This window comes from Bartonella sp. 1-1C (assembly GCF_002810325.1).
Classification (GTDB): Bacteria; Pseudomonadota; Alphaproteobacteria; order Rhizobiales; family Rhizobiaceae; genus Bartonella; species Bartonella rochalimae.
The window spans coordinates 598,275-611,873 of the sequence record NZ_CP019489.1 but is presented as its reverse complement, the minus strand read 5'-3'; the positions used below and the strand labels follow the sequence as shown (position 1 = coordinate 611,873).

Sequence of the window (13,599 nt, the reverse complement as noted above, 5' to 3'; positions counted from 1 at the left end):
GCTATGATAAATCCATAACAATATTTAATTTTAAAAACTAATTGATTGTTGATAACATTAGTATCAAATATTTTAAGCTTATTATACAAAAAGTTATTTAAAAAAATCTTTATTTTTAATATCTTTTTAAAAAGATGTCTTAATTTAAGAAGAACTATATAGCCAACATTTTTAAAGTAATGGATTATTTAAAAATCTCTTGTCATTTTATTATTATTTGATGCATACTGTTTCTTTTTTTAGCTCTATATAATAAATTTCTGTGATTCTCTTTTGATTAAGAAAAGATCAAAAAATTTTTATTGAATATATCATAAAATATGCAACATATAGACTTATCTGCCTTTTATCATCTAAAAATCCACATAATTACCCTACAAACTATGTGCTACACTGTAAATACTATTTTTTAAATCGCAATTTTCTTTTTCTATTTTCAACAAAATTTATTACTAATCATATGATCTAAATATAACACTATAATTTTAATTAAACTCCCCTCATGATGAACAAAACCTTCAACTTCTCAAATAGTTCTTTGCGTGCAATTATTGCCTCGATTACGACCATTGGTACTGTCGGTATAGCATTAGGAATGGGAACACAACTTATTTCGTTGCTAATGACTGAAAAAGGATTTTCAAATAGTATCATCGGTTATAGTGGAGGAGTCGGAGGAATTGCAACAATTATTGCAGCTGCTCTAACTGCTCGAATCGCCTTATATTTCGGTGTTGTCGAATCAATATTGATTATGATGATTATTGGTTCCCTAAGTTTTTTAGGATTCTATTTTTTTGAATCAATATGGATTTGGTTTATTTTGCGATTTACACTGCATTTCGCGATGACAATTATATTTATTCTATCAGAGTTTTGGATCAATAATGCATCTCCACCTCACAGACGCAGTCTAGTAATTTCTATCTATGCCATTACTTTAGGTCTTGGATTTATTTTAGGCCCAATGCTGCTAGAAAAAATAGGAACACAAAATTTTATACCTTTTGGTGCCGGCTGCCTTCTTATTATAATTGCTATCATACCTCTTCTCTTTGCTTGGAAATTAAGCCCAAAATTTCAGAGTAAGGAAAATACAGCGTTTTTTTCACATATTTTACGTGTTCCCACCTCAACAATAGCAGCACTTATTTATGGTGCTATACAAATGGGAACGCTAACACTTATAACACCTTTTAGCTTATCAATTGGATATAATAAAAATGAAACCATACATTTTATGGAAATTCTTGCTCTTGGCAATATTCTCCTTTTAATTCCTATCAGCCTCATAAGTGATTATTTAAAAGATAAACGCTATTCTCTTATAGGATGCGCTATTTTAGGATTGATTGGAACTCTCATTATACCACAGATAGCAGAACATAAACTAATTTTGATGATTGATCTTTTCTTCCTTGGTGGAATACCTGCAGGTCTTTATACAATTGGGCTTGCACAACTTGGTGAATACCTTAAAGGACAAGAGCTTGCTGCAGCTAATTCTGCTTTTATTTTTTGCTACGGAATTGGTACGTTAATTGGACCAGCAATTATTGGTCAAACGATGGATATTTTAAAACCATTTGGTTTTTCTTTGTCAATTGCCTGTTTTTTTAGCTTATATATTATTTTAGTGCTTACTCAATTAATAAGAAAATCAAACAACTCTTGACTTTTTGTATAACATCCGTAGTGTCGTATGTAAAATGTAATTGCATCAACAATAAATTTTGATAGCAAAGTAGTATTATTTTACTATAATAGGACTCTTATTATGGCTAAGGCAGCAACCATTAAGATTAAGCTTTTGTCAACAGCAGATACTGGTTTTTTCTACGTAACAAAGAAAAATAGCCGCACAATGACAGATAAAATGAGTAAACGTAAATATGACCCAATTGTCAAAAAGCATGTTGATTTTAAAGAAACAAAAATTAAATAATTAACTTTTCGTTTGAATTATTAAAATTAAGCATGCTTTATAAATAAAAACGCAGAATATATTGCAGTGTTCTTGATAATTTGGCTTTTTTACAAAAGCTCTTTTATTATTACCCTCCTAATAAAAAAGGGAAACGTGGTTGTATTCTTTTAAGATAAATGTTTAGCTTTTCTAGCTAAAGTCTCAACCTTTATTTTACAAAATAATTCATTACTCACAGCAGTCTCAAAGAGTGATATGTTACTAAGTGCATTAGTTATATAAACTATCTTGATCAATACAAACCTAAGTACTCATAATTAATTATTATTGAAAAATAATTATTTAATCTTCTCACTGACGCTGCATTTTCCTATATCAATCATCTTCCACGTGCCAGTTATATAAAATAATTAGCAAGTATTCTTTCAGATCCTCAAGGCTACCTATAATGATAAATTTGTTACTTATTAAAAAGGCAAATATATCCTCAAAAAATTCTTTCCATGTGTCAATATATCAGAATAGCAATCATCATAGGTAAAAAAGGACATTGTATATGGGCTAATGGAAATGATATTGGATCTTTTATAAGAAGGAATTTTAAGCGCCTATATACGTAAAATTTGCGCTACTCGCAAATTGTTTCTCTTTGTTCAATGAACAAAAATACATAAATAATCTACCTGATCAGATTGATATTTATGTCCAAGAGAAGACTTATATAAGTTTTTATTTATGCTTAAAGGAGTTGGATCTACAAATAAAACTTTATCAAATACTCTACCTTTACTATCACATAATCATTTAATTAATTTTCTATAGGATAAAATTCATAGATGAGAAACAGCAGCCTGTCTTCCCTACCATCTTGCTATTGTATATATTTATTTATAGATAAAGCATAATGAATATTTTTCAAAATGAAACAGTTATTACAAATTACCAGTATTTTATCTCAACTCATCCCATATTTTTATCTCATGAAAATAAATAATTCTCCTTCTAACCCGAATATTTTTAGCAAAAAACTTATTATTTTCAGTATTGTTACAATAAATATTGTTCTTATTCATGGAACAATTTATTCGAGATGTACTGCAGCACAAATCACTAACATAATTTCTGTTCCCCAAAAATCTATAAAAGGTAAGGCATTGGTCATTGATGGTGATTCAATTAAAATTTCTGATAACATAATTCGACTTGCAGGAATTGATGCTCCTGAACTCAATCAATTTTGCGGTATAAAAAAAGAACGCTACGCATGCGGCTTGCAAGCAAAAAAAAAATTAGAAAAACTTATAGCTCATCAATCTGTTACATGTTACTGGTCCAAAAAAGACAACTATCATCGTATTCTTGCTATATGTAGAACAAAAAAAGTTAATAACATTAACGCAGCAATGGTACGCAATGGTTGGGCTATCAGTTTTTATAACTATCCTAAAGAAGAACAAAAAGCTAAAAGACGAAAAAAAGGAATATGGCAGTCAAGTTTTCAAAACCCGCAAGAATGGCGTAAAACTCATCCCCGCATAAAAAAATAAAGCAATCTCTTTACTCCATAAAAATATCTTTTTAATTTCTTATTTATTATGAACAAAAAACAATGTGAGCATATTATAAAATTAGAAAAAGATATTCATTCTTGTCGTGTTTGTATCAAACATCCACATTATCTTCCTCCCCTTCCCCATGAACCAAGGCCTGTTGTCTATTTATCTAATACTGCTTCTATTGCAATTGCAGGTCAAGCACCAGGATTGCGTGTGCATGAAAGTTTGATCCCTTTTAATGATCATTCTGGCATAAGATTACGTAATTGGCTCGGTGTAACCAGTGATGAATTTTACAATAGATCTCTATTTGCTATTGTTCCTATGGGTTTTTGTTTTCCTGGCTATGATCCAAATAAATCTGATTTGCCTCCAAGAAATGAATGTCGAGAAATATGGCATGAAAAAGTATTTCAAGCTATGCCACAAATAAAACTTGTTCTTGCTATTGGAAGTTACGCGCACAAATGGCATATCACAAACCTAAAATACAAAACTGTCTCGGAAACCGTCAATGATTGGAAAAACATACTATCCATACGTCAACCCAGAGGATATAATGTTATGCCTTTACCCCATCCGTCATGGCGAAATACTTTTTGGTTAAAAAAACACCCATGGTTTAATGAGGAGCTTATTGTATATCTCCGCTGTTTAGTCCGTAAATTCTTATGAATTTGATAGTATATTAATTTTTTATCAAACTAGTTAACTTTAATAAAGTTCATAGCCCTTATAAGCAATGTAAGGAATTATCAATATAAAATATAATAAATTAATCATGATAGCTTTATAATATAGAGCTGAGTTCACCATGCATAAAGCAGCATTCTTTATCTAATATTGTAACATCTAATATCCGAAATTGTTAATAAGAAGCTCTACTTAACTAAATGCTATTATTTAATTTAAATAGCATCTAATTTTAAATATGAATTCACTAAAAGAAGGTTTGAAATTTATAACCTATAAGATTATTATCTAGTCGTGTTAATAGCCACTAGTAAAGCTAATATACCCAAAACCATATTGAAATAATTAATAATCACTAAAACTCCAATTTATACGTTCTAAGTTCAGATATCATAAAATCTGCAATTCAGTCTTGATATCTTTTTTAAAAACTGAAAAATATCAAATCAGCTAACTCAAATGAAAAAGTAGTAATTTGAGGTATCTATTTTTAAAAATTATACCATCAAAATATTATGTGAAAAAATGAATGATTTTAGAAAACTTGAATTTTATATTTTAATAAAGTTTTTATTTTCTAGAAAATTATATTTTTAAAGTTGTTTAATATTTATGATCACATTCTTACTTTTTAATACTCAGTTTTTCTACTCAGACGGTCCCATTTGCGTATGAACTAAGACAGCCGCTTTAACAATACCAGCTGCTATAGCTGCACCGGTTCCTTCACCAAGACACATATCTAAATCCAAAAGTGGTTCTTTTCCAATTTTTTCTAAAAGTTTACGATGAGCTGTTTCAGAAGAAACATGCCCAACAAGTGTATGATCAAGGGAACTTGGATTTATTTTATACAGCACTGCTGCTGCTGCTGTCGCTATAAACCCATCTAAAATAACTGGAATTTTTTCCATTCTTGCAGCTAAAATAGCCCCTACCATAGCAGCAATCTCACGCCCTCCTAAGCGGCGCATAATTTCAAGAGGATCATTTAAATAGTTCTTGTGTAAAGAGATCGCTGTCTTTACAGCCATAACCTTGCGTTGATAAAATTCTCCTACGGCTCCCATACCAGATCCTACCCATTCCTCAGCTTCTCCACCAAACAAAGCAAGACATAAAGCTGAAGCTATAGTCGTATTGCCTATTCCCATCTCTCCAATACACAAGAGATCTGTTCCTCCAGCAATTGATTCCATTCCAAATGCCATTGTTGCAGCTGCACTACGCTCATCCATTGCTGCATCTTTTGTAATATTCATTGTTGGATATTCTAGTGCCAAATCATATATTTTCAATCCAAGATCATAAGCTACACAAATCTGATTGATAGCAGCGCAACCTGTTGTAAAATTTTGTACCATCTGTTGTGTCATAGATTGTGGAAATGGCGTAACACCCTCATCAGTAACCCCATGATTGCCAGAAAAAACAGCAACTAGAGGCTTCATTATAATTGGTTTTTCTTCTCCTCTCCATCCCGCATACCAAACTGCAATATCTTCCAATTTTCCTAGTGCACCCTTTGTTTTTACTAATTGTGCCTGCCGTTTTTTTGCTAAAGTTATTGTAAATTCATCAGCAATAGGTAAATTTATTAATAAAGCACGAAAATCATCAAATGGCCTAGCAATCATGAAAATACCTTTTCGAATCTACAATATATAACTAGCATTTTCTTTTACAGGTAGGATATAAATAATTTATTGTTTTTTCTCATATTACAAACGTAAGATGAACTATTTAATAAGCATCTAGGATGATAAGAGAGCGAATGTTGAAAATCTCTTTAAGGACAAAATATGAAACTGATATCTCGCTATATACAATTATTGCAGTAAACTTTCACATTTTTTTAACTTTTAACAAAGCTTAGCTCTAATAGATTAAGATATTTATTTTATCTCTTTCTTGAAAAACTGCAATTTTTTAATAATTATTCATAAATTATAATTTAAATTTATTATATAATATTAAAGTTTTTATCAAATTATTTTAACTGATAGAAGCAAAAGCTTCTTTTAAAGTATGCACATTAGCATCCGTCTTTGTTGCATCATGTGATAATATTTGTCGCCATCGTCGTGCGCCATCACGCCCTTGAAACAAACCAATCATATGGCGTGTAATGTGAGAAAGACGTCCTCCTGAAGCTATATGCTTAGCGGTGTAATCACACATAGCATTAATAAGATCATAATCACTAAGATTATTTTGCGGTTCACCATATATTTCAGAATCAATCAGGCGCAACCAAATAGGATTATGATAAACTTGTCGTCCAACCATAACAGCATCACATGATCTTAAGTGTTCTTTAATTTCACTAATTGATTTTATTCCACCATTTAATCCAATAAAATTATTTTCATATTTACGCTTTAAATTATAAACTCTTTTATAATTAAGTGGTGGAATATCGCGGTTTTCTTTTGGACTTAATCCTTTTAACCACGCTTTGCGTGCATGTACCCACAGCGCATCACAACCAACATTCCATATACGATCAGCTAAAAAATCTAAAGCCAATTCTTCATCCTGATCATCTACACCAATACGACATTTAACAGTTACAGCTATAGTAACAGTTCGTTTCATCGCTTCTACGGCCCGTGCTACAATATCAGGATGCAACATTAAATAAGCACCAAATATACCTGCTTGAACACGATCTGATGGACAACCAACATTTAAGTTAATTTCATCATAACCAAAGTCTTCGGCAATACGTGCAGCTTCTGCCAATTTTTTGGGATCTGATCCTCCTAATTGTATTGCAATTGGATGTTCTTCATCACTGAAAGCTAATAACTTTTTACGGATGCCATAAATCACAGTATCAGCTACGAACATTTCAGTATAAAGTAGCGCCCTTTTCGTCAAAAGACGATAAAAAAATCTGCAATGCCGATCTGTCCAACCCAACATTGGTGCCACAGCAAATTTTACTAATGCTGGAGAATGATAAAATGTCATAGGAATATTATTCATATATTTTTATTATTATCCTATTAAGCAAACAAATACTCCCTTTTCCTATCTTCCTCATATGGATATTTTATTCTCTTACTTTTAAGAAAATGAAAATACATTCTACACTTACTTTATGCAGCTTTTAGTAGTCTAAAATTTTTTCAATAATTAATAGAAAAAAGCACATATAATATGCTGAGATACAAGTCTCAGTTCGACTGTTATCTTCTTTTAAGATAATTTTTAAATTCATGCAAATTGACATTTCTGTTTGCCTAATTAATTAGGAAATAATATCTTAAATAGTAAAATCTAATCTTGTGTTTCAATACATCCCATGAAATGAATAATATAAAAAACATGTTTTAATTGATAAATAAAAAATACTATTTAAATAAAATTTCTCTAACTTTTTAAAAAACATGTATTAAGTCAGTACTTTTAATAAGGTAATAATACAATAAAAATTATATTTATTGTATACAGATACTTATAATTCAGTACAATTAAGAGCTAAAAGAAAAATCCTATTAAAAATTAAAGGTCGATAAAAAAGAAAACTGTGATAACAGAGTTTCGCATTTCATTTGATTGCTTACATATGTTATAATATTTTATGTCATAATTTTCTTCTTATAATTTGTTTTTAAAAAGCACAGATCTTTTGAATAATTCTACAAATAAACTCATTTAAATAATTAATTTCAATATATTTTATGACATGTATTATGAAATAATATTTACTTAAACGCATAAACTCAACGCAGACTGATACCGTAGAATTGAAGATTTTTTGCTACACACAAATCAACAGAATGTTGTAGTACTTGCGCTACTCTTGCTGTATTGATCATTTCTCTATCTAAAAACTCACTATTAAAGTAACTTTTATTTACCATAAAATTGTCATTTACTCCTATTGATATATAAAATTTCTTATCACGTGGAGTATTTATAACGGCAATTGATTTTATTTTAACGTCTGAGTATAGTTCACCAGCGTTACTATCACAAATCTTCTTAAAACTATCTGCAAAAGATTGTTGAGAAAACAACAGTAGAAAAAAGGCAATAGACATGAAGTAAACAATTTTTAAATTTTTTTTCATCAAATTTTCCTTTATATATTAGAGATATACGAATAATTTTCTTTATAATACAATGCAATATCACAAAGAAGTTTAGATATTTTAATCTCCTACATGTAAAGCCTGCAACATTACTTTCGCGACGGCTTTATGAGATTTTAAAAACCACTCCTCTCCAAATTTTTGCGCAGAGTTTTTAGGAGTACAAGTTGACTTAAGCTCACAATTAGCATAAGAACTCCACGGTTCCTGACCCCAAGCTTGATGATTATCAGGAAAACCAGCTAGTTGTGGTTGAGTACCTCCTGATGAAAAGCCAGAATATATTCGTTCTCTATAATCCGGATTTCGAACAAACCGACCAACAGTCCCCCCACTCACTCTTTCCCACCCAATAATTTGAGTCCAATGAATAACACCTAATGCAGCCATCTCTTGCTCAGGACTATGTGGAGAATAACGACCTAAAGTTCCATTAACATCAATAAAATTAGGTGTTGTATGAATATGATAAACATAACCATTATGATTAAGGTAACTACTAACCCAACGAATCGCAAGATTCCGATTAACTGTTGTAGATACATAACCAGAATCATGGCGTGCCATTCCCGTTCCAGTTCCATTCACATGATTCCATAAACTTATATCTGGTGGAGGTTGGTTAGGCCGTGTTCTATCCATACCTCGAGGAAAAAAACCTCCAGCAGCTTTTAGATCTTTAGGAGTATCCATAGCTGCTCGATAAACTATTCTATCATCATCAGCAAAAACAAAATGTGAAAATATGACAATTATTAAAGTAATAAATAATCTAAACATTTTTCTATAATCCTATCACTAAGTAACAATTAGTTTCTCTAATTCTTCATGTTCTATTGAAGACAAGATATTGTATTGTATTGTATTGTATAGATAGGCTCTTGTTCCCCTCAGCTAGCATTTAGTGCTATTCCCCTTAGACATTAAATCAAATAACAGAAATTGATTAATATGCTCTATTTAATATCGAATAAGATTTTTAAAAAGAAATTAATATTTTACTAACAATTATATGTTAAATTTATATACGATTCGTATAATTTTAACAATATACTAGACAAAAATATTTCCTCACAAAATAAGATTTGTATACTCCATATTCTAAGGTTTTTACTTCTGTAACAATAAAGCGCTTTCTTTAAGTGCTCAAATAACAATATGATCTTAGGTTGAGGTATAATCCTCTAATATTATTGATACAAACATCAAGCTTTTTGAGATTATTTATCTAAAACATTTTTCACATCTTTTCTGAATAGCTCATGCATAGTATCTTGTCTTCTTCTATCATTTCTCTAAACATCATTTTAGAGTGCTTACAAATATAGAGAGGATAGCTGTATACTTTAGAAGTCATCCATGAAATCCCAAAGTCTGTAAATCATTTTCTTTTCTTGACGATAAAAAAAATCAAACCAGAATATTTAGTGCAAATGCAATTTCAAATGGCTTATACAGAGCATCCAATGGTATGATTTTTTAGCTATGATCCATTCTTTATAAGATAATCAGCTCAATTACATCCCAAGATTCAGCATATTCTCCCTAATGATGAACAAATCCCCCACATCAATAAAGCGGTTCAAGAATTTTTAGAAGAAATCGAACAAAAAATAAATAGATTGTAGCTTAAGTTGCTTAAAACTATGAGAATACTCCACTGCCTCCTAGTATTGCAGCCATTTTATATAATACAAAAAGAATATTAATAAAATGATATCTAATGATGGCGATAGATTATAATAACATGTGAGTGTAAACAAACGGCTTTTTAGTGTATTCAAAACAACAACTTGCAATTTAGTACTTTAACAGGACACTTCTCAAACTATATAAGCTAGATAGAACAGTGAGATGAAGAAATTCAAATAAACATCAACATTCATTCTAAAGAAAAATAAGAAGCAAAATAAGAATAAATCAGATAAAACCCTATAAATTGCAAAGGGTAGTCTGAAAGATAGTCTTAAAAAGAAAAATTCAAATAAAAATATTACATTTCAATATGTTAAATAAAAAACGGTGCCCCCAGAGAGACTCGAACTCCCGACCCCCTGATTACAAATCAGGTGCTCTACCAACTGAGCTATAAGGGCACGCTACATTGGAGATAGCATAAACTTACAAAAAGGCAAATAAAAAATTATGAATGTAGTTACATATTGAAAGATATATCTAAATCAAATTAATCTGATGTTTATTAATATGCTTATCTTGATAAACAAGTATAATATATAAACTTATTCTTTATAAATCGGAAGAAACTAATTTATCAGAAAGATATTTTTCCAACCAATGGATATCATAATCACCATTAGCAATATCTTGATTATCAATAAGATCACAAAATAAAGGTAATGTAGTTTTGATACCATCAACCACAAACTCACTTAAAGCGCGCCGTAAACGCATCATACATTCCAAACGCGTACGACCATGAACAATCAGTTTTCCGATTAAGCTATCGTAGTAGGAAGGAATACGATAACCTGAATAAGCCCCTGAATCAACACGAACTCCTAGCCCTCCAGGTGTATGAAAATGGGTAATAAGTCCTGGAGATGGTGTAAAATTAATTGGGTCTTCAGCATTAATACGGCATTCAATAGCATGGCCAGAAAAATGGATGTCTTTTTGGGCAACTGAAAGCCCTAAACCAGATGCAATATGAATTTGTTCATGAACTAAATCTATACCTGTAATTGCTTCAGTTACAGGATGTTCAACTTGTAAACGGGTATTCATCTCGATAAAATAAAATTCACCATTTTCGTAAAGAAACTCAACAGTACCTGCCCCACGGTATCCGAGTTTTGCACAAGCATTTGCAACAATATTACCAATTTTTTTCCGCTCAGCTTCATTAAGTATAGGCGAATACGCTTCTTCCCATACTTTTTGGTGGCGCCGTTGAAGTGAACAATCACGTTCTCCTAAGTGTATAGCATTACCAGCTCCATCACCTATGATCTGAATTTCAATATGGCGTGGCTTTTCTAGATATTTTTCAATATAAACTGAATCATCATTAAAAGCAGCACTAGCTTCTGAACGTGCTGTTTTGAAAGCTGCTAAAAGTTTTTGCTCAGAATGAGCAACTTTCATACCGCGTCCACCACCACCTGCAGAAGCCTTAATAATAACTGGATAGCCAATTTCATTAGCAATGCGTAGAGCTTCTTTTTCTTCAACTATAGCATTATCAGAACCTGGTACAACAGGAATGCCAAGGCTTTTAGCAGTTTTTTTAGCTTCTATTTTATCACCCATAATACGAATATGTGCTGCTGTTGGACCAATAAATGTAATATTATGCGCTTCCAATACATCTGCAAACTTTGCATTTTCAGAGAGAAATCCATAACCTGGATGAACAGCATCAGCTCCTGTAATTTCACAAGCCGAAATAATTTGATAAATATTTAAATAAGAATCGCGAGAATGTGGAGGACCAATACATACACTTTCATCAGCAAGCCGGACATGCATAGCATCAGCATCGGCAGTTGAATGAATAGCTACAGTCTTAATTCCAAGTTCTTTACACGCTCGCAGAATGCGAAGAGCAATTTCTCCTCGATTAGCAATGAGGATTTTTTGTATCATGACTGCCCCTCGCTTTATTCAACTATAATAAGTGGTTCATCAAATTCAACTGGTTGACCATCTGTAACTAAAATAGCAGTCACAGTACCTGAATGAGGTGATGAAATTTGATTCATCGTTTTCATTGCTTCAATAATTAGTAAAGTTTGACCTTTAGAAACATTTTGTCCTACTTTTACAAAAGGTTGTGCACCTGGCGCAGGAGCAAGATATGCTGTGCCAACCATTGGAGATACTATTTCATTTTTTGGTTTTTCTTTTTTTGTAGAATCTTCAGTTGTTGAAAGTAAAGAAGAAACTACTGTAGAGCCAGACGTAGGTGTATAAATTGTTTGTGCAGAAGAAGAAGTGTTTTGGCGCGCTATACAAATGCGAACCCCACCTTGTTCAATTTCAATATTGGTCAAATTTGCATTGTTTAAAATTTCAGCAAGGTCGCGGATAATTGCCGTATTAATCCCAGTACATTGCTGAGCATCTGTTTTTTTTATTGCCATTTTATTCCTAACTCCTTGACCGATAAAATTTCTAACACTTACTATCTTTATGACTAAATATCTTTTAAATTTTAATAAAACTTTCCCTAATTATTATGTCCACATTGTAATTAAATTAAACCGCAATACAAATTCACATTTATAAATTTGTTAACAAAAAAATCAAAGCATCAATATATCGATTTATTTCTCAACAATCTAATTAAGAAAAAAGGAGTTCATTGTGCATCTTCTATTGCTGCCTGCAAAATACTTTTTTCTACAGCTCCACTAAATATTTTATCTCCGATGATATAAGCGGGAGCACCAAGGATATTCAAGGCAGAAGCAATTTTAATATTCTCTTGAAAGAATTTCCGTAAGTTTGAGTTTTGCATTGCATTTCGTAGTTCTTTTTCATTAGCTCCTAAAGAAATTGCTACTTTTATAGCCTTAGCTTCATTTGCACGGCCTTGACTCATTAAGAGTTTTTTATGAAACTGAAAATACTTCTCTGGAAAGAGTTTTCTAAAAACATAAGCAATAATATGTGTTTCTACGGAATCAGGCCCTAAAATCGGTAAATCTTTGATGATTATTCGTAGATCTGGGTATTCCTGTGTTAGACTTATTAAATCTGAATAGGAACGTTTACAATACCTACAATTATAGTCAAAAAATTCAACAAGCACTATTTTTCCATTTGGATTTCCTAAAATAGCATCATAAGGAGATTGAAAAATTTCCTTTTCTAATAATTTAATGATTTCAGATTGTTTTTGAGCTTCTTGTTGACGACGCCGTTCAAATTTTTCCTGAAGAATAAGCTGCATTTCAATCATAATCTCTGGATTATTAAGGAGATAGTCTCTTATAATTTGTCGAATATAATCATCATTGATGTTTTTTGTACTTTTCTCGCTAAGTTTCGACAAAAAAGCAGAATCTTCTAAAAGTTGTATTTTAAGATTTTCTATATTTAGATGATTTGATGTTTGTTCTTTTGTTTGTGCATCTGACAAAAATGAATACATAAAAACACTCAATATGATCGCTATTAAAAAAAATTTTATAAATGATAATTTTAAATATTGAGCTTGATCAATCATATTTATCTGTCTTTGTATTTGGCTTAAGTATTTATAAATTTATATGGTAAAGTAGCATATTTATACAACAAACCAATTAAATTATAATATATAATTTAGCAAATTATAGAGATAACCTGTTCTCTATTA

General features: G+C 31.0%; 11 protein-coding genes and 1 tRNA gene. 4 read left to right on the top strand and 8 right to left on the bottom strand.

Annotated features, from left to right (window positions below):
• Positions 1-502 precede the first annotated feature (502 nt).
• The 4 genes from B11cv2_RS02805 to B11cv2_RS02790 all read left to right on the top strand — a co-directional run bounded on the left by B11cv2_RS02805 (position 503) and on the right by B11cv2_RS02790 (position 4,158).
• Positions 503-1,675, top strand: a complete 1,173-nt coding sequence (locus tag B11cv2_RS02805; RefSeq protein WP_100693217.1) for an MFS transporter — start codon at positions 503-505, stop codon at positions 1,673-1,675.
• Between the two features lie 102 nt (positions 1,676-1,777).
• Complete coding sequence (gene rpmG / locus B11cv2_RS02800) at positions 1,778-1,945, top strand: 50S ribosomal protein L33 (RefSeq protein WP_035005904.1); 168 nt, start codon at positions 1,778-1,780, stop codon at positions 1,943-1,945.
• A gap of 962 nt (positions 1,946-2,907) precedes the next feature.
• On the top strand, positions 2,908-3,474 hold the full coding sequence (locus tag B11cv2_RS02795) for a thermonuclease family protein (protein WP_100693941.1): 567 nt from the start codon (positions 2,908-2,910) through the stop codon (positions 3,472-3,474).
• A gap of 48 nt (positions 3,475-3,522) precedes the next feature.
• A complete protein-coding gene (locus tag B11cv2_RS02790; protein WP_100693216.1) occupies positions 3,523-4,158 on the top strand; it encodes a uracil-DNA glycosylase family protein in 636 nt (211 codons plus the stop codon).
• Between the two features lie 665 nt (positions 4,159-4,823).
• Here B11cv2_RS02790 and cobT read toward each other — a convergent pair.
• The 8 genes from cobT to B11cv2_RS02750 all read right to left on the bottom strand — a co-directional run bounded on the left by cobT (position 4,824) and on the right by B11cv2_RS02750 (position 13,470).
• Positions 4,824-5,813 carry a nicotinate-nucleotide--dimethylbenzimidazole phosphoribosyltransferase gene (gene cobT / locus B11cv2_RS02785; protein WP_100693215.1) on the bottom strand — a complete coding sequence of 330 codons (990 nt, stop codon included), beginning with the start codon at positions 5,811-5,813 and terminating at the stop codon, positions 4,824-4,826.
• Positions 5,814-6,171: 358 nt separating this feature from the next.
• Positions 6,172-7,152 carry a tRNA dihydrouridine(20/20a) synthase DusA gene (gene dusA, locus B11cv2_RS02780; RefSeq protein ID WP_100693940.1) on the bottom strand — a complete coding sequence of 327 codons (981 nt, stop codon included), beginning with the start codon at positions 7,150-7,152 and terminating at the stop codon, positions 6,172-6,174.
• Between the two features lie 755 nt (positions 7,153-7,907).
• Positions 7,908-8,258: a hypothetical protein gene (locus B11cv2_RS02775; RefSeq protein WP_100693214.1), complete on the bottom strand. Its 351-nt coding sequence runs from the start codon at positions 8,256-8,258 to the stop codon at positions 7,908-7,910.
• An 81-nt stretch (positions 8,259-8,339) separates the two neighbouring features.
• Positions 8,340-9,059 (bottom strand): enterotoxin A family protein, encoded by a 720-nt coding sequence (locus B11cv2_RS02770; RefSeq protein WP_100693213.1) that lies wholly within the window; start codon positions 9,057-9,059, stop codon positions 8,340-8,342.
• Between the two features lie 1,243 nt (positions 9,060-10,302).
• A tRNA-Thr gene (locus B11cv2_RS02765) sits at positions 10,303-10,375 on the bottom strand.
• A 151-nt stretch (positions 10,376-10,526) separates the two neighbouring features.
• Positions 10,527-11,885, bottom strand: a complete 1,359-nt coding sequence (gene accC, locus B11cv2_RS02760) for an acetyl-CoA carboxylase biotin carboxylase subunit (protein ID WP_100693212.1) — start codon at positions 11,883-11,885, stop codon at positions 10,527-10,529.
• A 14-nt stretch (positions 11,886-11,899) separates the two neighbouring features.
• On the bottom strand, positions 11,900-12,382 hold the full coding sequence (gene accB, locus B11cv2_RS02755; RefSeq protein WP_100693211.1) for an acetyl-CoA carboxylase biotin carboxyl carrier protein: 483 nt from the start codon (positions 12,380-12,382) through the stop codon (positions 11,900-11,902).
• Positions 12,383-12,600: 218 nt separating this feature from the next.
• Complete coding sequence (locus B11cv2_RS02750) at positions 12,601-13,470, bottom strand: DsbA family protein (protein ID WP_100693210.1); 870 nt, start codon at positions 13,468-13,470, stop codon at positions 12,601-12,603.
• Positions 13,471-13,599 lie beyond the last annotated feature (129 nt).

Excerpts from the sequence above, each read along its gene's own strand:
- B11cv2_RS02805 (WP_100693217.1), top strand. The coding sequence starts at position 503 with ATGATGAACAAAACCTTCAACTTCTCAAATAGTTCTTTGCGTGCAATT.
- rpmG (WP_035005904.1), top strand. The coding sequence starts at position 1,778 with ATGGCTAAGGCAGCAACCATTAAGATTAAGCTTTTGTCAACAGCAGAT.
- B11cv2_RS02795 (WP_100693941.1), top strand. The coding sequence starts at position 2,908 with ATGAAAATAAATAATTCTCCTTCTAACCCGAATATTTTTAGCAAAAAA.
- B11cv2_RS02790 (WP_100693216.1), top strand. The coding sequence starts at position 3,523 with ATGAACAAAAAACAATGTGAGCATATTATAAAATTAGAAAAAGATATT.
- cobT (WP_100693215.1), bottom strand. The coding sequence starts at position 5,813 with ATGATTGCTAGGCCATTTGATGATTTTCGTGCTTTATTAATAAATTTA.
- dusA (WP_100693940.1), bottom strand. The coding sequence starts at position 7,152 with ATGACATTTTATCATTCTCCAGCATTAGTAAAATTTGCTGTGGCACCA.
- B11cv2_RS02775 (WP_100693214.1), bottom strand. The coding sequence starts at position 8,258 with ATGAAAAAAAATTTAAAAATTGTTTACTTCATGTCTATTGCCTTTTTT.
- B11cv2_RS02770 (WP_100693213.1), bottom strand. The coding sequence starts at position 9,059 with ATGTTTAGATTATTTATTACTTTAATAATTGTCATATTTTCACATTTT.
- accC (WP_100693212.1), bottom strand. The coding sequence starts at position 11,885 with ATGATACAAAAAATCCTCATTGCTAATCGAGGAGAAATTGCTCTTCGC.
- accB (WP_100693211.1), bottom strand. The coding sequence starts at position 12,382 with ATGGCAATAAAAAAAACAGATGCTCAGCAATGTACTGGGATTAATACG.
- B11cv2_RS02750 (WP_100693210.1), bottom strand. The coding sequence starts at position 13,470 with ATGATTGATCAAGCTCAATATTTAAAATTATCATTTATAAAATTTTTT.